At 57.6% G+C, this 21,007-nt stretch carries 17 protein-coding genes, 2 tRNA genes and 1 pseudogene; 19 read left to right on the top strand and 1 reads right to left on the bottom strand.

Annotated features, from left to right (window positions below; all coding sequences use genetic code 11):
* The first annotated feature begins 294 nt into the window (after positions 1–294).
* The 6 genes from dnaJ (at position 295) to B7L09_RS13100 (ending at position 7,878) form a co-directional block, all read left to right on the top strand.
* The gene (gene dnaJ / locus B7L09_RS13125) at positions 295–1,419 is read left to right on the top strand and encodes a molecular chaperone DnaJ (protein WP_094469184.1); all 1,125 of its coding nucleotides are present in this window, start codon (positions 295–297) and stop codon (positions 1,417–1,419) included.
* Positions 1,420–1,429: 10 nt separating this feature from the next.
* Positions 1,430–2,233 (top strand): 4-hydroxy-tetrahydrodipicolinate reductase, encoded by an 804-nt coding sequence (dapB, locus tag B7L09_RS13120; RefSeq protein ID WP_094469183.1) that lies wholly within the window; start codon positions 1,430–1,432, stop codon positions 2,231–2,233.
* Between the two features lie 259 nt (positions 2,234–2,492).
* Positions 2,493–3,629, top strand: a complete 1,137-nt coding sequence (gene carA / locus B7L09_RS13115) for a glutamine-hydrolyzing carbamoyl-phosphate synthase small subunit (RefSeq protein WP_094469182.1) — start codon at positions 2,493–2,495, stop codon at positions 3,627–3,629.
* 121 nt (positions 3,630–3,750) lie between these two features.
* Positions 3,751–6,972 carry a carbamoyl-phosphate synthase large subunit gene (gene carB / locus B7L09_RS13110; protein WP_094469181.1) on the top strand — a complete coding sequence of 1,074 codons (3,222 nt, stop codon included), beginning with the start codon at positions 3,751–3,753 and terminating at the stop codon, positions 6,970–6,972.
* Complete coding sequence (greA, locus tag B7L09_RS13105; protein ID WP_094469180.1) at positions 6,969–7,445, top strand: transcription elongation factor GreA; 477 nt, start codon at positions 6,969–6,971, stop codon at positions 7,443–7,445. The genes carB and greA overlap by 4 nt, the downstream gene beginning before the upstream one ends.
* A 28-nt stretch (positions 7,446–7,473) precedes the next feature.
* Positions 7,474–7,878, top strand: a complete 405-nt coding sequence (locus B7L09_RS13100) for an MFS transporter (protein WP_094469185.1) — start codon at positions 7,474–7,476, stop codon at positions 7,876–7,878.
* 9 nt (positions 7,879–7,887) lie between these two features.
* Here B7L09_RS13100 and B7L09_RS13095 read toward each other — a convergent pair whose 3' ends face one another.
* Entirely contained in the window at positions 7,888–8,196 is a 309-nt protein-coding gene (locus tag B7L09_RS13095; RefSeq protein ID WP_094469179.1) for a YhbY family RNA-binding protein, read from the bottom strand.
* Positions 8,197–8,301: 105 nt separating this feature from the next.
* On the opposite strand from B7L09_RS13095, the gene rlmE reads away from it, so the two are divergent.
* The 13 genes and pseudogenes from rlmE to truB all read left to right on the top strand — a co-directional run bounded on the left by rlmE (position 8,302) and on the right by truB (position 20,919).
* A complete protein-coding gene (rlmE, locus tag B7L09_RS13090) occupies positions 8,302–8,931 on the top strand; it encodes a 23S rRNA (uridine(2552)-2'-O)-methyltransferase RlmE (protein ID WP_094469178.1) in 630 nt (209 codons plus the stop codon).
* Positions 8,932–9,133: 202 nt separating this feature from the next.
* Complete coding sequence (gene ftsH / locus B7L09_RS13085; RefSeq protein ID WP_094469177.1) at positions 9,134–11,047, top strand: ATP-dependent zinc metalloprotease FtsH; 1,914 nt, start codon at positions 9,134–9,136, stop codon at positions 11,045–11,047.
* Positions 11,048–11,055: 8 nt separating this feature from the next.
* Positions 11,056–11,907, top strand: coding sequence for a dihydropteroate synthase (gene folP, locus B7L09_RS13080; RefSeq protein ID WP_094469176.1), 852 nt, complete (start codon positions 11,056–11,058; stop codon positions 11,905–11,907).
* Positions 11,908–11,923: 16 nt separating this feature from the next.
* Positions 11,924–13,261, top strand: coding sequence for a phosphoglucosamine mutase (gene glmM / locus B7L09_RS13075; protein WP_094469175.1), 1,338 nt, complete (start codon positions 11,924–11,926; stop codon positions 13,259–13,261).
* Positions 13,262–13,327: 66 nt separating this feature from the next.
* Entirely contained in the window at positions 13,328–14,083 is a 756-nt protein-coding gene (tpiA, locus tag B7L09_RS13070; protein WP_094469174.1) for a triose-phosphate isomerase, read from the top strand.
* Positions 14,084–14,087: 4 nt separating this feature from the next.
* A complete protein-coding gene (gene secG, locus B7L09_RS13065) occupies positions 14,088–14,471 on the top strand; it encodes a preprotein translocase subunit SecG (protein WP_094469173.1) in 384 nt (127 codons plus the stop codon).
* A gap of 22 nt (positions 14,472–14,493) precedes the next feature.
* Positions 14,494–14,579 (top strand) — tRNA-Leu (locus B7L09_RS13060).
* Between the two features lie 96 nt (positions 14,580–14,675).
* Positions 14,676–14,752: transfer RNA gene (locus B7L09_RS13055), tRNA-Met, on the top strand.
* A 138-nt stretch (positions 14,753–14,890) separates the two neighbouring features.
* A complete protein-coding gene (rimP, locus tag B7L09_RS13050; RefSeq protein WP_176457699.1) occupies positions 14,891–15,349 on the top strand; it encodes a ribosome maturation factor RimP in 459 nt (152 codons plus the stop codon).
* A gap of 47 nt (positions 15,350–15,396) precedes the next feature.
* Entirely contained in the window at positions 15,397–16,878 is a 1,482-nt protein-coding gene (gene nusA, locus B7L09_RS13045; RefSeq protein ID WP_003212187.1) for a transcription termination factor NusA, read from the top strand.
* Positions 16,879–16,905: 27 nt separating this feature from the next.
* Positions 16,906–19,437: a translation initiation factor IF-2 gene (infB, locus tag B7L09_RS13040; RefSeq protein ID WP_094469171.1), complete on the top strand. Its 2,532-nt coding sequence runs from the start codon at positions 16,906–16,908 to the stop codon at positions 19,435–19,437.
* 159 nt (positions 19,438–19,596) lie between these two features.
* Positions 19,597–19,998 (top strand): annotated as a pseudogene (gene rbfA, locus B7L09_RS13035) (30S ribosome-binding factor RbfA).
* A 3-nt stretch (positions 19,999–20,001) separates the two neighbouring features.
* Positions 20,002–20,919: a tRNA pseudouridine(55) synthase TruB gene (gene truB / locus B7L09_RS13030; protein ID WP_094469170.1), complete on the top strand. Its 918-nt coding sequence runs from the start codon at positions 20,002–20,004 to the stop codon at positions 20,917–20,919.
* Positions 20,920–21,007 lie beyond the last annotated feature (88 nt).

Genomic DNA, 21,007 nt, shown 5'->3' with positions numbered 1-21,007 from the left:
GTTGGTCGCCCGGTTGACCGCTATCAAGCGGTGACTGGTAGGATGTCGCCGCGCGGGAGCTTGCTCCCGCGTTGGCGTGTCTGGGGTATGTGAATTTTTACAACATGCGACAAGGGTCGCGTGCTGCTGGTATGGCCGGGAATGCTCCTGCTTTTCGAGCCGAAAGTACCGTATTGAATCAAAGACCAGGATCGTTGAATTGACGTGAGTTGGGTCCGGGCCTGTATTGGGGCTCAACGAGTTTGGCAAGGCTCAGGAGGGTCTGGCCGAACGTCCTTAAGAGTGCAAAGACTTATGGCAAAGCGTGACTATTACGAAGTATTGGGTGTTGAGCGCGGTTCCAGCGAGGCGGACCTGAAAAAGGCTTACCGTCGCCTGGCGATGAAGCACCACCCGGACCGTAATCCGGATAGCAAAGAATCCGAAGAGATGTTCAAAGAGGCCAACGAGGCCTACGAATGCCTGTCTGATCCCAACAAACGTGCGGCCTACGACCAGTATGGTCATGCCGGTGTCGACCCAAGTATGGGTGGCGGCGGTGCCGGTTTTGGTGGTCAGAACTTTTCCGATATTTTCGGTGATGTATTCAGCGACTTCTTCGGTGGTGGCCGTGGCGGCCAACGCGGCGGTGCCCAGCGTGGCAGCGACTTGCGTTACACCCTGGAGCTGAATCTGGAGGAGGCCGTACGCGGCACCACCGTCAATATCCGTGTGCCGACGCTGGTCAATTGCAAGCCATGCGACGGTTCGGGCGCCAAGAAAGGCTCCTCTCCGATCACTTGCCCAACCTGCGGCGGTATCGGCCAGGTGCGTATGCAGCAGGGCTTCTTCTCGGTGCAGCAGACCTGCCCGCGTTGCCATGGCCAGGGCAAGATCATTTCCGATCCGTGCGATTCCTGCCACGGCGAAGGCCGTGTCGAAGAGTACAAGACCCTCTCGGTGAAAGTGCCGGCGGGTGTGGACACAGGTGATCGCATTCGTCTGTCGGGCGAAGGCGAGGCGGGGACTCAGGGTGGTCCTACAGGCGACCTGTATGTGGTGATCAATGTGCGCGAGCACTCGATTTTCCAGCGCGATGGCAAGCACCTGTTCTGCGAAGTGCCGATCAGCTTTGTCGATGCTGCATTGGGTGGTGAGCTGGAGATCCCGACGCTTGATGGTCGAGTCAAGCTCAAGATTCCTGAGGGGACGCAGACCGGCAAGCAGTTCCGTATCCGTGGCAAAGGCGTTGCGCCTGTGCGTGGCGGCGGTGCCGGTGACTTGATGTGCCGTGTGGCGGTCGAAACCCCGGTCAACCTGGGTCGTCGTCAGCGTGAATTGCTTGAAGAGTTCCGCAGCTCGTTGGCGGACGACAACAGCCATTCGCCGAAAACCACCGGTTGGTTCGAAGGCGTGAAGCGCTTCTTCGGCGATTTGTAAGGAGACTGGCATGCGACGTATTGCAGTGATGGGCGCCGCCGGGCGCATGGGCAAAACCCTGATCGAGGCCGTGCAGCAACAGCCGGGCGCGGGGCTGACGGCGGCCATTGATCGCCCGGACAGCTCGCTGGTCGGTGCGGATGCCGGCGAACTGGCTGCGCTGGGTCGTATCGGTGTACCGCTGTCGGGTGATCTGGATCGCGTGGTCGACGAGTTCGACGTGCTGATCGACTTCACGCACCCGACGGTGACCCTGAAGAATCTCGCGTTCTGCCGCAAGCATCACAAGGCGATGATCATCGGTACCACCGGTTTCAGCGTTGAAGAGAAGCAGTTGCTGGCGGAGGCGGGCAAGGACATTCCGATTGTCTTTGCGGCCAACTTCAGTGTCGGTGTCAATCTTTGCCTGAAGCTGCTCGACACCGCTGCTCGCGTGCTGGGTGATGATGTCGATATCGAAATCACTGAAGCCCACCATCGGCATAAGGTCGATGCGCCGTCCGGTACTGCCGTGCGCATGGGTGAAGTGATCGCCGATGCGCTGGGGCGTGACCTGTCGAAAGTTGCTGTCTACGGTCGTGAAGGTCAGACCGGCGCTCGTGCTCGCGAAACCATCGGCTTCGCCACTGTGCGTGCCGGTGACATCGTCGGTGATCACACCGTGCTGTTCGCCGCCGATGGTGAGCGTGTCGAAATCACACACAAAGCGTCCAGTCGCATGACGTTTGCCAAGGGCGCGGTACGTGCCGCGCTCTGGTTGGAAGGTCGCGAGCCTGGTCTTTATGACATGCAAGACGTGCTCGATCTGCGTTAAGAAGTGCCTGAAACCGGGTTCGAACCCAGCGTTTGAGCCCGGTTTTACACCGCCAAGCGACGTCCTGTCGCATTCTCCTGCCTTTAAGGCTCATTAGCGGTGGACCAAAAAAGCCTTTTTCTGTAAGCTACAGCTTTAGTGTGTCCACTAAAAGCGCGCAGAATAATTCAGTGAAGAAGCGGGGTGACGTGTCCATACGTCACTCCGCTTTTTTACAATCTGCGATCGCCCTTTCAGGCTTTATTTACGGGAGGTCTTCTTGACTAAGCCAGCCATACTCGCCCTTGCTGATGGCAGCATTTTTCGCGGCGAAGCCATTGGAGCCGACGGTCAAACCGTTGGAGAGGTGGTGTTTAACACTGCCATGACCGGCTATCAGGAAATCCTTACCGATCCTTCCTACGCCCAACAGATCGTTACCCTGACCTATCCGCACATCGGCAACACCGGTACTACACCGGAAGACGTCGAGTCTGATCGTGTCTGGTCGGCCGGTCTGGTGATTCGTGACCTGCCACTGGTTGCGAGCAACTGGCGTAACACGATGTCGCTGTCCGATTACCTGAAAGCCAATAACGTTGTGGCGATCGCCGGTATCGATACGCGCCGCCTGACACGCATCTTGCGTGAAAAAGGCTCGCAGAACGGCTGCATCATGGCGGGTGACAATATTTCCGAAGCGGCGGCGATCGCTGCAGCGCAAGGCTTCCCTGGCCTGAAAGGCATGGACCTGGCGAAAGAAGTCAGCACCAAAAAACAGTATGAGTGGCGCTCCACTGTCTGGGACTTGAAGACCGACAGCCACGCGACNATCGNAGCCTCCGAGCTGCNGTACCACGTAGTCGCCTACGACTACGGCATCAAGTACAACATCCTGCGCATGCTGGTCGAGCGCGGTTGCCGCGTAACCGTGGTGCCGGCTCAAACGCCAGCCGCCGACGTTCTGGCGATGAAGCCAGACGGCGTGTTCCTGTCCAACGGCCCTGGTGACCCGGAGCCTTGCGACTACGCGATCCAGGCGATCAAGGACGTGCTGGAAACCGAGATTCCGGTGTTCGGCATCTGCCTCGGTCACCAACTGCTGGCCCTGGCCTCCGGCGCCAAGACCCTCAAAATGGGTCACGGCCACCACGGTGCCAACCACCCTGTGCAAGACCTGGACACTGGCGTTGTAATGATCACCAGCCAGAACCACGGCTTTGCGGTGGATGAAGCGACCCTGCCGGCCAATGTCCGCGCGATTCACAAATCGCTGTTCGACGGCACCCTGCAAGGCATCGAGCGTACCGACAAGAGCGCCTTCAGCTTCCAGGGTCACCCTGAAGCCAGCCCTGGCCCGAACGACGTAGCGCCATTGTTCGATCGCTTCATCAACGAAATGGCCAAGCGACGCTAATCGCTCGCCTTGATGTTGCAAAGCTTGAGGGGCGGTCCCGAACACTGGCGGCCCCCCTCAAGGCTTCAAAGATTGAACAAGACGGCTTGCCGACTGACCTGCGGATTTGAGTGACAAACCCATGCCAAAACGTACAGACATAAAAAGCATCCTGATTCTCGGCGCTGGCCCGATCGTGATCGGCCAGGCCTGTGAATTCGACTACTCCGGTGCCCAGGCCTGTAAAGCCCTGCGCGAGGAGGGTTACCGCGTCATCCTAGTGAACTCCAACCCGGCCACCATCATGACCGACCCGGACATGGCCGACGCCACCTACATCGAGCCGATCAAGTGGCAGACCGTTGCCAAGATCATCGAAAAAGAGCGTCCAGATGCACTGCTGCCAACCATGGGCGGCCAGACTGCACTGAACTGCGCCCTGGACCTGGAGCGCGAAGGCGTCCTGGAAAAGTTCGGCGTAGAGATGATCGGCGCGAATGCCGACACCATCGACAAGGCTGAAGACCGCTCGCGTTTCGACAAGGCCATGAAGTCCATCGGCCTTGACTGCCCGCGTTCCGGTATCGCCCACAGCATGGAAGAGGCCAACGCGGTACTCGAAAAGCTGGGCTTCCCGTGCATCATTCGTCCATCCTTCACCATGGGTGGCACCGGTGGCGGTATTGCTTACAACCGTGAAGAGTTCGAAGAAATCTGCGCGCGTGGTCTGGACCTGTCGCCGACTAAAGAGCTGCTGATCGACGAATCCCTGATCGGCTGGAAAGAGTACGAAATGGAGGTTGTCCGCGATAAGAAGGACAACTGCATCATCGTCTGCTCCATCGAAAACTTCGACCCGATGGGCGTGCACACGGGTGACTCGATCACCGTTGCTCCAGCACAGACCCTGACGGACAAGGAATACCAGATCATGCGTAACGCCTCNCTGGCGGTACTGCGTGAAATCGGTGTTGAAACCGGCGGTTCCAACGTTCAGTTCGGTATCTGCCCGGACACCGGTCGTATGGTTGTGATCGAGATGAACCCGCGTGTATCGCGTTCGTCGGCGCTGGCATCGAAAGCTACCGGCTTCCCGATTGCGCGTATCGCTGCCAAATTGGCGATCGGTTACACCCTGGACGAGTTGCAGAACGAAATCACCGGCGGCGCTACTCCTGCGTCCTTCGAGCCGTCGATCGACTACGTCGTTACCAAGCTGCCACGCTTTGCATTCGAGAAATTCCCGAAAGCCGACGCACGGCTGACCACTCAGATGAAGTCGGTTGGTGAAGTCATGGCCATCGGCCGGACCTTCCAGGAATCCCTGCAGAAAGCCCTGCGTGGCCTGGAAGTAGGCGTTTGCGGCCTGGACGAGAAGCTCGACCTGAGCAATCCTGAAAGCATGAGCGTGCTCAAGCGCGAGCTGACCGTACCTGGCGCTGAGCGCATCTGGTACGTCGCTGACGCATTCCGCGCCGGCCTGTCGGTCGAAGATATCTTCGGCATGAACATGATCGACCCGTGGTTCCTGGTACAGATCGAAGATCTGATCAAGGAAGAAGAGAAGGTCAAGACCCTCGGTCTGTCCTCTATCGACCGCGACTTGATGTTCAAGCTCAAGCGCAAAGGCTTCTCCGACATGCGTCTGGCCAAGCTGCTGGGCGTGACCGAGAAGGCTCTGCGTCGCCACCGCCACAAGCTGGACATCTTCCCGGTCTACAAGCGCGTTGACACCTGCGCGGCCGAGTTCGCAACCGACACCGCCTACCTGTACTCCACCTATGAGGAAGAGTGCGAAGCCGCACCGACGGGCCGCGACAAGATCATGATCCTGGGCGGCGGTCCTAACCGTATCGGCCAAGGCATCGAGTTCGACTATTGCTGCGTACACGCCGCCCTCGCCCTGCGCGAAGACGGGTACGAGACCATCATGGTCAACTGCAATCCGGAAACTGTTTCCACTGACTACGACACCTCCGACCGTCTGTACTTTGAGCCGGTAACGCTGGAAGACGTGCTGGAAATCTGCCGCGTCGAGAAGCCAAAAGGTGTGATCGTTCAGTACGGCGGCCAAACTCCGCTGAAACTGGCTCGCGCCCTGGAAGCTGCCGGCGTGCCGATCATCGGCACCAGCCCTGACGCCATCGACCGTGCCGAAGACCGTGAGCGCTTCCAGCAAATGGTTGAGCGCCTGAACCTGCGTCAGCCGCCTAACGCTACCGTGCGCAGCGAAGACGAAGCCATCCGTGCAGCCAGCAAGATCGGTTACCCGCTGGTGGTGCGTCCGTCCTACGTATTGGGCGGCCGTGCGATGGAAATCGTTTACGAAGAAGAAGAACTCAAGCGTTACCTGCGTGATGCGGTGAAAGTGTCCAACGACAGCCCGGTGCTGCTGGACCACTTCCTCAACTGCGCCATCGAAATGGACGTGGATGCGGTTTGCGATGGCACCGACGTAGTGATCGGCGCGATCATGCAGCACATCGAACAGGCGGGCGTTCACTCCGGTGACTCCGCATGCTCGCTGCCGCCGTACTCGCTGCCGGCGCACATCCAGGACGAGATGCGTGAACAGGTCAAGAAAATGGCCCTGGAACTGGGCGTTGTCGGCCTGATGAACGTTCAGTTGGCGCTGCAAGGCGAAGACATCTACGTCATCGAAGTCAACCCGCGCGCTTCCCGTACCGTACCGTTCGTGTCCAAGTGCATCGGTGTTTCCCTGGCCATGATCGCAGCGCGCGTGATGGCCGGTAAAACCTTGAAAGAAATCGGCTTCACCAAGGAAATCATTCCTAACTTCTACAGCGTGAAAGAGGCGGTGTTCCCATTCGCCAAATTCCCTGGTGTGGACCCGATCCTGGGCCCAGAGATGAAGTCCACCGGTGAAGTGATGGGTGTGGGTGACACTTTCGGTGAAGCATTCGCCAAGGCCCAGATGGGTGCCAGTGAAGTGCTGCCGACCGGTGGTACTGCATTCATCAGTGTGCGTGACGACGACAAGCCGCTGGTTGCAGGCGTGGCCCGTGATCTGATCAACTTGGGCTTTGAAGTGGTCGCCACTGCCGGTACTGCCAAGCTGATCGAAGCCGCAGGCCTGAAAGTGCGACGTGTGAACAAGGTGACCGAAGGCCGTCCGCATGTGGTCGACATGATCAAGAATGACGAAGTCACCCTGATCATCAACACCACCGAAGGTCGCCAGTCGATCGCGGATTCCTACTCCATTCGTCGTAATGCCTTGCAGCACAAGATCTACTGCACCACCACCATTGCTGCAGGCGAAGCTATCTGCGAAGCGCTCAAGTTCGGTCCGGAAAAGACCGTGCGTCGCTTGCAGGATCTACACGCAGGATTGAAGGCATGATCAAATACCCTATGACCGTCCAGGGCGCCAAGGCCCTGGAAGAGGAACACGCTCACCTGACCAAGGTCGTCCGTCCGAAGCTCAGCCAGGATATCGGCACGGCCCGCGAGTTGGGTGACTTGAAGGAAAACGCCGAATACCACGCAGCCCGCGAGCAGCANGGTATGGTCGAGGCGCGGATCCGTGACATCGAAGGCCGTATGCAGAATGCGGTGATCATCGACGTCACGACCATCCCGCACACCGGCAAAGTGATTTTCGGCACCACCGTCGAAATCGCCAACGTCGAGACGGATGAGCGCGTCGTTTACCACATCGTGGGTGAGGACGAGGCTGACTTTAAACTCGGCAAGATTTCCGTGGGGTCACCACTCGCTCGTGCCTTGATTGCCAAGGAAGAGGGTGACGTGGTGTCCGTCAAGACGCCTGGTGGCGTGATCGAGTACGAGATTGTCGAAGTTCGTCACGTCTGAAAAGCGGCGCCCGCTTCGTGCGGGCGCCATGCTTTGGCAGCTGACTCAGATGTTGTGGGTCGGCGGTCTGTGGCTGTTACATATTGGTCTGCTGCCGGTGCTGGGCCAGATTGGCCTGGCACCGCTGCTGATCGACGAAATTGCAGGCATGCTTGATGCGCTGATGGTGGGTTTCGCCACAGCGTGTGTGATTTTTCAGGCTTTGGTGCTGATTCAGGCCGAGGGCCTTGCCAGTCTATGGCGCGATATTCGTGGGCAACTGCTGCTGATGGCGCTGTATGCGTGCGCGATGTACTTCGTGGTGCGTTTCGGTTGGCCAGATGCGGTGCGCTGGGAAGAGTTCAGCTACCTGATCCTGGGGTTTTCCGGGCTGGTGCTGGTGTTGCAGCCGGTGCCGGGATGGGGTGGCAGGGTGCGCGAAGCACACCCTTGACCCTTGCCATCACTTGAAGCGATGGACGTTCGACAGCTGCTTGTTGACGCTGAAGTTCTTGCGATAAATCAGTGCCATCTTGCCGATGACCTGAACCAGATCCGCTTTGCCGACCTTGCACAGTTCTGCAATGGCGGCCAAACGCGCTTCGCGGTCAAGGATGTTGACCTTGATCTTGATCAGTTCGTGATCGCCCAATGCGCGTTCAAGTTCGGCTAACACACCTTCAGTCAAACCGTTGTCTGCCACAATCAGAACTGGTTTCAGATGGTGGCCAATGGATTTGTACTGTTTCTTCTGCTCTTGAGTGAGCGGCATAATCTGACCCCTGCGTCTGATCTTGTAAAAAGCGGCGGCCAGTTTACCCGAGCGAGTCCGGGACCGCCCAGTTAATCACGACCCGTTTTATTTTCGAGGTGGCCCGTGGCCCGTTCCAAAACTAGTCTTAAGTGGCTGCAAANNCATNTCAATGATCCCTATGTGAAGCAGGCGCAGAAGGATGGTTATCGCTCGCGTGCGAGTTACAAGCTTCTGGAGGTCCAGGAGAAATACAAACTGATCCGTCCGGGTATGAGCGTTGTCGACCTGGGAGCGGCGCCCGGCGGCTGGTCACAGGTCACTAGTCGGCTGATCGGTGGTCAGGGGCGTCTGATCGCCTCGGACATCCTGGAAATGGACAGCATCCCGGATGTGACCTTTATCCAGGGTGANTTCACCCAGGACGAAGTGCTCGCTCAGATCCTTGAAGCCGTGGGTAATTCGCAGGTGGACCTTGTGATTTCCGATATGGCCCCCAATATGAGTGGTACGCCTGAGGTGGATATGCCAAAAGCCATGTTTCTATGTGAGCTGGCTCTTGATCTGGCTGCTCGGATACTCAAGCCGGGTGGTAATTTCGTGATCAAGGTGTTTCAGGGCGAAGGGTTTGATGCTTACGTGAAGGACGCTCGTAAGAAATTCGAAAAGGTCCAGATGATCAAGCCGGACTCTTCCCGTGGCAGTTCCCGCGAGCAATACATGCTGGCTTGGGGCTACCGGGGCCGTAGTGAGTAAATCGAGGTTTTTTTGCGGGTCGATAGGTTTTTCGTATTTCGCCCCGTGAGCATTAGCGAATATTGTGTAGAAAGTGTTTCACAAAGGGTTACAGACGGCGCCTGCCAGAGTTGTAGGTAATGTAGTAAGTTAGGCCGGTGAATATCATGCGAAGCGCGCGCCAGTAGCGGAGCTTGCTTCAGAGGGTAGTTAATTGAACGATATGGCAAAGAATCTGATCCTGTGGTTGATCATCGCGGCTGTCCTGGTGACGGTGATGAACAACTTCTCCAGCCCTAACGAGCCGCAGACCCTCAACTATTCCGACTTCATCCAGCAAGTTAAGGATGGCAAGGTCGAGCGCGTAGCGGTTGATGGCTACGTGATTACCGGCAAACGCAACGATGGCGACAGCTTCAAGACCATTCGTCCGGCAATTCAGGACAACGGTCTGATCGGCGACCTGGTGGATAACCATGTAGTCGTTGAAGGCAAGCAGCCTGAGCAGCAGAGCATCTGGACCCAGCTCCTGGTGGCCAGCTTCCCGATCCTGGTGATTATCGCCGTGTTCATGTTCTTCATGCGCCAGATGCAGGGTGGTGCGGGAGGCAAGGGCGGGCCGATGAGCTTCGGCAAGAGCAAGGCACGCCTGCTCTCCGAGGATCAGGTGAAGACCACCCTCGCGGATGTCGCGGGTTGTGATGAAGCGAAGGAAGAAGTTGGCGAGCTGGTCGAGTTCCTGCGTGACCCGGGCAAGTTCCAGCGTCTGGGCGGCCGCATTCCTCGCGGCGTGCTGATGGTGGGTCCTCCGGGTACCGGTAAAACCTTGCTGGCCAAGGCGATTGCCGGCGAAGCCAAGGTGCCGTTCTTCACTATTTCGGGTTCTGACTTCGTCGAGATGTTTGTCGGTGTCGGTGCCAGCCGTGTTCGCGATATGTTCGAACAGGCCAAGAAACACGCCCCATGCATCATTTTCATCGACGAAATCGACGCTGTTGGTCGCCATCGTGGTGCGGGCATGGGCGGTGGTCACGATGAGCGTGAGCAGACTCTCAACCAGTTGCTGGTGGAGATGGACGGCTTTGAAATGAATGACGGCATTATCGTCATCGCCGCAACCAACCGTCCGGACGTACTGGACCCTGCGCTGCTGCGTCCAGGCCGTTTCGACCGCCAGGTGGTAGTGGGNCTGCCGGATATTCGTGGTCGTGAACAGATTCTCAAGGTTCACATGCGCAAAGTGCCAATGGGTGACGACGTCGCTCCTGCGGTGATCGCACGTGGTACGCCTGGTTTNTCCGGTGCTGACTTGGCCAACCTGGTGAACGAGGCTTCGCTGTTCGCTGCCCGTACCGGCAAGCGCATCGTTGAAATGAAAGAGTTCGAACTGGCAAAAGACAAGATCATGATGGGCGCTGAGCGCAAATCCATGGTCATGTCCGAGAAAGAGAAGCAGAACACCGCTTATCACGAAGCCGGTCACGCCATTGTTGGTCGTGTCGTGCCAGAGCACGATCCGGTCTACAAGGTGTCGATCATCCCGCGCGGTCGTGCGCTGGGTGTGACGATGTTTCTGCCTGAAGAGGATCGTTACAGCCTCTCCAAGCGTGCGCTGATCAGTCAGATCTGCTCACTGTATGGTGGCCGAATTGCTGAAGAGATGACCCTTGGCTTCGATGGCGTAACCACCGGTGCCTCCAACGACATCATGCGTGCCAGCCAGATTGCACGGAACATGGTGACCAAGTGGGGCTTGTCTGAAAAACTCGGGCCTTTGATGTATGCCGAAGAAGAAGGCGAAGTGTTCCTGGGTCGTGGCGGTGGCGGTCAAGCTGCCAGCTTCTCGGGTGAAACGGCCAAGCTGATCGACTCCGAAGTGCGCAGCATCATTGACCAGTGCTACGGCACGGCCAAACAGATCCTGACCGACAATCGCGACAAACTGGATGCAATGGCTGATGCGTTGATGAAGTACGAGACGATCGATGCCGATCAGATCGATGACATCATGGCGGGTCGCACGCCTCGCGAACCACGCGACTGGTCGGGCGGCGGCACCGGTACTTCCGGGACGCCTCCGGTGGTGCAGGATGAGCGTCCGGAAACACCGATCGGCGGTCCGGCTGCTGACGTATAAGGTTTGAAATGACTTCTGTTCAGTCCTCAACCCGGTTGCCTTGCGGCAACCGGGTTCTTGATTTGGCCCGGACGCATGTCATGGGCATTCTCAATGTCACTCCCGATTCCTTTTCTGATGGCGGCCGATACAGCCAGCTTGACGCGGCCCTGCATCATGCCGAGTCGATGGTTGCGGCGGGCGCCACGCTGATCGATGTCGGTGGCGAATCGACGCGTCCCGGTGCAAGGGCGGTTTCGCCACTTGAAGAGCTGGAGCGCGTGGCGCCTATCGTTGAGCGCATCAATCGCGAGCTGGATGTGATTATTTCGGTCGATACCTCCACTCCGGCGGTCATGCGCGAAACCGCACGGCTCGGAGCGGGATTGATCAATGATGTGCGCTCGCTACGTCGAGATGGCGCCCTGGATGCGGCAGCCGCCACCGGATTGCCGGTGTGCCTGATGCATATGCTCGGTGAGCCGAACGACATGCAGGACAATCCGTATTACGGCGATGTCACAAGGGAGGTTGGCGAGTTTCTCGCCGAGCGCATGGCCCAATGTGCGTTGGTGGGAATCCCGGCTGAGCGGATTATTCTTGATCCAGGGTTTGGATTCGCGAAAACCTTGCAGCACAATCTAAGTTTGTTCAAACATATGGAAGACCTGCACGCCTTGGGGCGGCCCCTGTTGGTCGGGGTTTCGCGAAAGAGCATGATAGGTCAGGCCTTGAATCGCCCGGTTGGAGAGCGCCTGTTTGGCGGTCTGGCGCTCGCGGCGCTGGCTTCGGCCAAGGGTGCGCGTATATTGCGCGTCCATGATGTAGCCGAAACAGTGGACGTGGTGCGGATGATCGCCGCAGTGGAATCAGCCGAATAAGAATGATGGAGCACTTATGACTAAAAAATATTTTGGCACCGACGGTATCCGTGGTCGGGTCGGCGAATTTCCGATTACGCCTGATTTCATGCTCAAGCTGGGTTGGGCGGCAGGTATGGCGTTCCGCAGCATGGGCGCTTGCCGCATTCTGGTGGGCAAGGACACCCGTATTTCCGGTTACATGTTTGAGTCCGCGCTGGAGGCTGGCTTGTCCGCCGCCGGTGCCGACGTAATGCTGCTGGGGCCAATGCCGACGCCGGCGATCGCTTACCTGACGCGTACCTTCCACGCTGAAGCCGGTATCGTGATCAGTGCCTCGCACAACCCTCATGATGACAATGGCATCAAGTTTTTCTCNGGAAAGGGCACGAAGCTGCCGGACGAAGTCGAACTGATGATCGAAGAGTTGCTCGACACCCCGATGACTGTGGTTGAGTCGAGCAAGATTGGCAAAGTGTCGCGCATCAATGACGCGTCTGGCCGCTACATCGAATTCTGCAAGAGCAGCGTGCCGACCAGTACCAATTTTGCTGGCCTGAAGATCGTGATCGACTGCGCTCACGGCGCGACCTACAAGGTTGCACCTAGTGTGTTCCGGGAGCTGGGTGCCGAAGTCGTTGTGCTTTCCGCTCAGCCAAACGGCCTGAACATCAATGACAATTGCGGTTCGACCCATATGGGGCAATTGCAGGCTGCCGTATTGGCCGAACACGCCGATCTGGGTATTGCCTTCGACGGTGACGGTGATCGCGTCTTGATGGTTGATCACACTGGCGCCATTGTTGATGGTGATGAGCTGCTGTACATCATCGCCCGCGATCTACATGAGCGCGACAAGCTGCAAGGCGGCGTGGTCGGAACATTGATGAGTAACCTGGGGCTGGAGTTGGCCCTGGCGGATCTGTCGATTCCTTTCGTGCGTGCCAACGTTGGCGATCGTTATGTGATCGCTGACTTGCTGGAGCGCAACTGGTTGGTAGGTGGTGAGAACTCGGGTCATATCGTCTGCTTCAATCACACCACCACAGGTGATGCGATCATTGCTGCGTTGCAGGTGCTGATGGCGCTGAAAACGCGCTCGGAAGGTCTGGCTCAGGCCCGTCAGGCGCTGCGCAAGTGTCCTCAGGTGCTGATCAATGTCCGGTTCGGCGGGGGCGCGAGTCCGCTCGACCATCCGGCGGTCAAGGAAGCCAGCGACCGTGTCACCCAAGCCATGGCCGGTCGCGGGCGCGTGTTGTTGCGCAAGTCCGGGACAGAGCCGTTGGTGCGGGTGATGGTCGAAGGTGAGGACGAAACACAGGTTCGCGGTCATGCCGAAGACCTGGCAAAACTGGTAACTGAAATTTGCGCCTGAATTCGGCTTGCCAGTGATGATGTGGTTGGGTAACATCTGCGCCCACTTTGACCGACGGGGTACAGCATGCGTCGCACTATGGTAGCTGGTAACTGGAAGATGCACGGTACCCGCGCCAGTGTCGCTGAGCTGATCAATGGCCTTCGTCANTTGGCCTTGCCGAGCGGTGTTGATGTAGCGGTTTTCCCGCCTTGCCTGCATATCAACCAGGTGGTTGATGGCTTGAAAGGTAAGTCGATCCAGGTCGGCGCGCAGAATTCTGCGGTGGAGCCCATGCAAGGTGCTTTGACCGGTGAAATCGCGCCGAGTCAATTGGTGGATGCAGGTTGTTCCCTGGTTCTTGTCGGGCATTCCGAACGCCGCCAGATCATGGGCGAGCAGGACGGTATGCTGATTCGCAAGTTTGCAGCGGCTCAGGCTTGTGGCTTGATTCCGGTGTTGTGCATAGGGGAGACCCTTGAGCAGCGTGAAGCCGGTAAAACTCTTGAGGTTGTCNCGCGTCAGCTGGGCAGCATCATAGAGGAGCTGGGTGTTGGTGCGTTTGCAAAGGCAGTAATTGCTTACGAGCCGGTCTGGGCCATTGGCACCGGGCTGACTGCTACACCGCAACAGGCGCAGGATGTGCACGCAGCCATTCGCGCGCAGTTGGCGGCAGAGAATTCTGAGGTCGCACAAGGTGTGCGGCTTCTATACGGCGGCAGCGTGAAGGCGGCCAATGCGGTCGAACTGTTCGGCATGCCGGATATCGATGGGGGGCTCATTGGTGGGGCTTCCCTGAATGCAGATGAGTTCGGTGCGATTTGTCGCGCCGCGGGAAACTGAAAAAATGCTGGAAACAGTCGTAGTCGTTTTTCATCTGTTGGCTGCCCTGGGCGTAGTTGCCCTGGTTTTGTTGCAACAGGGTAAAGGTGCGGATGCTGGTGCGTCTTTCGGTGCAGGTGCTTCAAATACTGTGTTCGGAAGCCAAGGTTCCTCTACCTTTCTTAGTAAGTTTACTGCTATACTTGCCGCCGGTTTCTTCATAACCAGCTTAGGGTTAGGTTACTTTGCTAAAGAGAAAGCTCATGTGCTGACTCAAGTAGGTTTGCCAAACCCAGCAGTGTTGGAAGTACCAAAGCAACAACCGGCTTCTGATGATGTACCGGTGCTTCAAGAGCAAAAGTCGGCTACTCCAGCGACTGACGTACCTCCAGCTCAAGAGCAAAAGTAAGAAGGGTTGTAAACGCTGTATTGCCGAGGTGGTGGAATTGGTAGACACGCAACCTTGAGGTGGTTGTGCCCATAGGGTGTAGGGGTTCGAGTCCCCTTCTCGGTACCAATTATCAGGAGAGCCCGCTGTTGCGGGCTTTCTTGTAGGTGGAAGGTTACATTGACCCTGTAAGGGATCGGTCGTATACTTCCGCCCCAGCTTTGTCGCGGGGTGGAGCAGTCTGGTAGCTCGTCGGGCTCATAACCCGAAGGTCGTCGGTTCAAATCCGGCCCCCGCAACCAGTTTTAGGAGCCCCTTTTAAGGGGCTTTTTGTTAGCTGGACACTTTCAACGCCGCTATTCGACGGCGTTTCAAGGATGGGCGTTTCGCCCATTTTTTTATTTTGCACAGCATGCACATACATGCACGAGGGGGTTCAGGTGTCGAGCAAGCTAGAAGAGTTGCAGGCCTTGTTGGCCCCGGTGATCGTGGCCCTAGGCTATGAATGCTGGGGTATTGAGTTTTCGGCTCAAGGTCGCCACTCAATGTTGCGCGTTTATATCGATAAAGAGGGCGGTGTGCTGGTGGACGATTGTGCCATTGTCAGCCGTCAGATCAGCGGTGTCCTGGATGTTGAAGATCCAATCGCCGTTGAATATACCCTCGAAGTTTCCTCGCCAGGCATGGAACGCCCACTGTTCACTATTGANCAGTTTGCAAAATTTGCCGGTGAACAAGTGAAGATCAAGCTGCGCTCCCCGTTCGAAGGGCGACGCAACTTTCAGGGCCTTCTGCGCGGTGTAGAAGAACAGGATGTCGTGGTGCAGGTAGAAGACCATGAATTCCTGTTGCCGATCGATATGATCGACAAGGCCAACATTATTCCCAGTTTTGACTGAGACGCGGATCCCGCGGATCCAATGGCTTGCGAAAGGCGAGGCGTACGATGAGCAAAGAAGTACTGCTGGTTGTTGAGTCGGTATCCAATGAAAAGGGCGTACCGGCAAACGTGATTTTTGAAGCGCTGGAGCTGGCCCTGGCCACTGCTACCAAAAAGCGTTTTGAAGACGAAGTGGATCTGCGTGTGGAAATCAACCGCCACACCGGTGCCTATGAGACTTTCCGTCGCTGGACGGTCGTCGAAGAAGCCGACCTTGATGATCCGGCCATCGAAACCTGGCCAAGCAAGGTTGCCGAAACGCACCCTGGCGCTCAGGTCGGTGATGTCGTCGAAGAAAAGATCGAATCGATCGAATTCGGCCGTATTGCTGCACAGACCGCCAAGCAAGTCATCGTGCAGAAAGTTCGCGAAGCCGAGCGCGCTCAAGTCGTTGACGCTTATCGCGAGCGCCTGGGTGAAATCATCTCCGGCACCGTGAAAAAAGTCACCCGCGACAACGTGATCGTCGACCTGGGCAACAACGCAGAAGCGTTGCTGGCCCGCGAAGACATCATCTCTCGCGAAACCTTCCGTGTTGGCGTGCGTTTGCGTGCGCTGCTCAAGGAAATCCGCACCGAGAACCGCGGCCCTCAGTTGATCCTGTCGCGTACCGCGCCGGAAATGCTGATCGAGCTGTTCCGTATCGAGGTGCCGGAAATCGCTGAAGGCTTGATCGAAGTCATGGCTGCGTCCCGCGACCCGGGTTCGCGCGCCAAGATCGCGGTCCGTTCCAAGGACAAACGCATCGACCCGCAGGGCGCTTGCATTGGTATGCGTGGTTCACGCGTCCAGGCAGTGTCGGGCGAATTGGGTGGTGAGCGTGTGGATATTGTGCTGTGGGACGATAACCCGGCGCAGTTTGTGATCAACGCCATGTCGCCAGCTGAAGTGGCGGCAATTATCGTTGACGAAGATGCCCATGCAATGGACATCGCCGTTGGCGCAGACAATCTGGCTCAGGCCATTGGTCGTGGTGGTCAGAACGTGCGTCTGGCCAGCCAACTGACCGGTTGGACCCTGAACGTGATGACCGAATCGGACATCCAGGCTAAGCAGCAAGCTGAAACCGGCGACATCCTGCGCAACTTCATCGACGAGCTGGAAGTCGACGAAGACCTGGCACAGGTGCTGGTAGATGAAGGCTTCACCAGCCTGGAAGAGATTGCCTACGTACCGTTGGAAGAAATGCTCAACATCGACGGCTTTGACGAAGACACCGTCAACGAGCTTCGCGCTCGGGCCAAGGATCGTTTGTTGACTAAAGCCATCGCTACTGAGGAAAAGCTGGCAGACGCCCATCCGGCCGAAGACCTGCTCTCGCTTGAGGGTATGGACAAGGATTTGGCGATGGAACTGGCGGTGCGCGGCGTAATTACCCGCGAAGACCTGGCCGAGCAGTCTATTGACGATCTGCTCGACATCGACGGCATTGACGATGATCGTGCCGGCAAGTTGATCATGGCCGCCCGAGCCCATTGGTTCGAGTAACTAGGCGCGGCCTGAGGAGAGAAGTGCATGACGCAAGTCACGGTGAAACAACTGGCCGATGAGGTCAAAACACCGGTAGAGCGCCTGTTGCAGCAGATGCGTGAGGCAGGTCTGCCGCACACCGCCGCCGATGAAGGTGTGAGCGACAGTGAGAAGCAGTCTTTGCTGACTCACTTGAAGAGCAGCCACAAGGCGAAAGTGGAAGAACCGCGCAAGATTACATTGCAGCGCAAAACCACCAGCACACTGCGTGTTGCTGGTAGCAAGAGCATCAGCGTTGAAGTACGCAAGAAGAAAGTCTTCGTACAGCGCAGCCCGGAAGAAATCGAAGCCGAGCGCAAACGCGAACTGGAAGAACGTCGCGCAGTAGAAAATGCTGCTCGTCAGAAGGCTGAAGAAGAGTCCAAGCGTCGCGCCGAAGAAGAAGCGCGTCGCCAGCCTGCTGCTGCGCAATCCGCTACTAACGACGCCGTTGCAGCCCCTGCAGCAGTTGCCGAACCAGTACGCGAAAGCGCGCCGGTTGTAGCCGCTGCTCCAGCACCGTCTGCTGACGTTCGCAACAAGCAGAACGAACAGCGCCGTCCGGACAAACCACGTGCCGACGATAACAATCGTCGCGGTGGTGGTGGCGATGGCGAGCGTAAAAACGCTCCACATCGTGCCTCGGTCAAAGAGAAAGCGCCCGCTCCACGCGTTGCCCCACGTACTACCGACGAAGAAAGCGATAGCTTCCGTCGCGGTGGTCGCGGCAAGGCCAAGCTGAAAAAACGCAACGCCCACGGTTTCCAGAGCCCAACAGGCCCTGTCGTGCGTGATGTGCAGATCGGCGAGACCATTTCTGTTGGCGATCTCGCCAATCAGATGTCGGTCAAGGCTGCTGAAATCATCAAGTTCATGTTCAAACTGGGTACCCCAGCGACCATCAACCAGGTGCTTGATCAGGAAACTGCTCAACTGGTAGCCGAAGAACTGGGCCACAAAGTGACCCTGGTCAGCGATACCGCTCTGGAAGACTCCCTGGCCGAGTCCTTGAAGTTTGAAGGTGAGACGTTCTCCCGTGCGCCAGTCGTGACCGTAATGGGCCACGTTGACCATGGTAAGACTTCGCTGCTCGACTACATTCGTCGTGCCAAGGTAGCTGCTGGCGAAGCCGGCGGTATCACCCAGCACATCGGCGCGTACCACGTTGAAACCGAACGCGGCATGGTCACTTTCCTCGACACCCCAGGTCACGCCGCGTTTACCGCAATGCGTGCCCGTGGTGCCAAGGCAACTGACATCGTGATCCTGGTCGTTGCAGCAGACGATGGCGTGATGCCGCAGACCATTGAAGCTGTCCAGCACGCCAAGGCTGCTGGTGTTCCACTGGTTGTTGCAGTGAACAAAATCGACAAGCCGGGCGCCGATCTTGATCGCATCCGTAGCGAACTGTCGGTTCACGGCGTGACTTCCGAAGAGTGGGGCGGCGACACCCCGTTCGTTTCGGTTTCGGCGAAAGTCGGTACTGGCGTGGACGAGTTGCTCGAAGCTGTTCTGCTGCAAGCCGAAGTTCTGGAACTGAAAGCAACGCCATCGGCCCCGGGTCGCGGTGTTGTGGTTGAATCGCGTCTCGACAAAGGTCGTGGCCCGGTTGCAACCGTACTGGTTCAAGACGGTACCCTGCGCCAAGGCGACATGGTGCTGGTCGGTTCGAACTATGGCCGTGTACGTGCCATGCTCGACGAGAACGGCAAGCCAATCAAAGAAGCCGGTCCTTCCATCCCTGTCGAGATCCTCGGCCTGGACGGTACTCCGGACGCTGGCGACGAGATGAGCGTAGTTGCCGACGAGAAGAAAGCCCGTGAAGTGGCTCTGTTCCGTCAAGGCAAGTTCCGCGAAGTCAAACTGGCCCGTGCTCACGCCGGTAAGCTGGAGAACATCTTCGAGAACATGGGCCAGGCAGAGAAGAAGACGCTTAACATCGTCCTCAAATCTGACGTCCGTGGTTCCCTCGAAGCGTTGAACGGCGCCTTGAACGGCCTGGGTAACGACGAAGTGCAAGTGCGTGTTGTCGGTGGCGGTGTCGGTGGTATCACCGAGTCCGACGCCAACCTGGCACTGGCTTCCAACGCTGTACTGTTCGGCTTCAACGTGCGTGCCGATGCTGGCGCTCGCAAGATCGTCGAGCAGGAAGGCCTGGACATGCGTTACTACAACGTCATCTACGACATCATCGAAGACGTCAAGAAAGCCCTTACCGGCATGCTTGGCAGTGACGTCCGGGAGAACATCCTGGGTGTTGCCGAGGTGCGTGACGTGTTCCGTTCGCCGAAATTCGGTGCGATTGCCGGCTGTATGGTTATCGAAGGCACTGTGCACCGTAACCGTCCAATCCGTGTACTGCGTGAAGACATCGTTATCTTCGAAGGCGAGCTGGAATCCCTGCGCCGCTTCAAGGATGACGCTTCTGAAGTACGTGCCGGCATGGAATGCGGTATCGGCGTCAAGAGCTACAACGACGTCAAAGCTGGTGACAAGATCGAAGTCTACGAGAAGGTTCAGGTTGCTCGCAGCCTCTAACTCGCGCACTTCAGGNGCCACACAGCGTGTGGGCATGCAAATGCCCCGCGCCGTGTCCGGACTCTAAACGCAACGCCCGGTCTGGCTTTTGTCAGGCCGGGCGTTTGCCGCTTTCAGACCCCACGGGTTTCACCGTGTGGCAGTAACAGGTAACAAGACATGGCAAAAGAATACAGCCGTACCCAGCGAATCGGCGATCAGATGCAGCGCGAGCTGGCCCAACTGATCCGTCGCGAAGTCAAAGACCCACGCGTTGGCCTGGTCACCATCACCGCTGTTGAAGTGAGCCGTGACGTAGGTCACGCCAAGATTTTCATCACCGTGATGGGCCAGGACAGCAGCGAAGAAATCGCGCAAAGCATCAAGGTGCTCAACTCCGCCGCAGGCTTCCTGCGCATGCAGTTGGCCCGTGAAATGAAGCTGCGCAGCGTGCCCCAGTTGCACTTCCACTACGACGAAAGCGTCGTGCGTGGTGCGCACCTGTCGGCACTGATCGAGCGCGCCGTGGCGGAAGACANNCAGCACCCGNNCNCNNCNNNACCTGAAGACGCCAAGGAGTAAGCGGTGGCTCAGGTCAAACGTATCCGTCGCAACGTCAGCGGCATCATTCTGCTCGACAAGCCCATTGGTTTTACCTCCAATGCCGCATTGCAGAAGGTTCGCTGGTTGCTGAACGCCGAGAAGGCCGGGCATACCGGCAGCCTCGATCCCTTGGCCACCGGCGTATTGCCGTTGTGCTTTGGTGAGGCCACCAAGTTCTCGCAATACCTGCTCGATTCCGACAAGGGTTACGAAACCCTGATGCAACTGGGCAAGACCACCACCACGGCCGATGCCGAGGGTGATGTTTTGCAGGTTCGCGACGTGACCGTTGGTCGTGCTGATATTGAAGCTGCTTTACCCGGTTTTCGCGGGGAAATCAGTCAGATACCACCGATGTACTCGGCGCTCAAGCGTGATGGGCAGCCTCTTTACAAGCTGGCACGTGCGGGCGAAGTAGTGGAGCGCGAACCGCGTTCTGTTACTATTGCGCGCTTGGAATTGCTCGCCTGCGAGGGCGACACTGCCCGCTTGGCCGTGGACTGCAGCAAAGGCACCTATATCCGTACCCTGGTGGAAGATATTGGTGAAAAGCTCGGTTGCGGCGCGTACGTTGCAGAGCTGCGACGCACGCAGGCAGGGCCTTTCAGCCTTGCCCAGACGGTCACGCTGGAAGAGTTGGAAGCAGTACATGCCGAAGGCGGCAATGAAGCAGTTGATCGCTTCCTGATGCCATCGGACAGCGGTTTGCTGGACTGGCCATTGCTGCACTTCTCGGAGCACAGCTCGTTCTACTGGCTCAACGGCCAACCGGTACGAGCCCCGGATGCACCGAAGTTCGGCATGGTACGGGTACAGGATCACAATGGTCGCTTNATCGGAATCGGTGAAGTGAGCGAAGACGGGCGCATCGCGCCGCGTCGACTGATTCGGTCAGAATGACCGGACGAGTGTGGCTGTTAACAGGCACGGTCAACACTCATTTTTAGATACAGGGATTTGTCCCTGGCCTGTTGAAACTGNNCCTTTG

It is taken from the genome of Pseudomonas mandelii, assembly GCF_002251635.1.
GTDB classification, from domain to species: domain Bacteria; phylum Pseudomonadota; class Gammaproteobacteria; order Pseudomonadales; family Pseudomonadaceae; genus Aquipseudomonas; species Aquipseudomonas mandelii_B.
The sequence above is the reverse complement of the archived record's forward strand: the minus strand, read 5'-3'. Positions and strand labels throughout refer to the sequence as shown.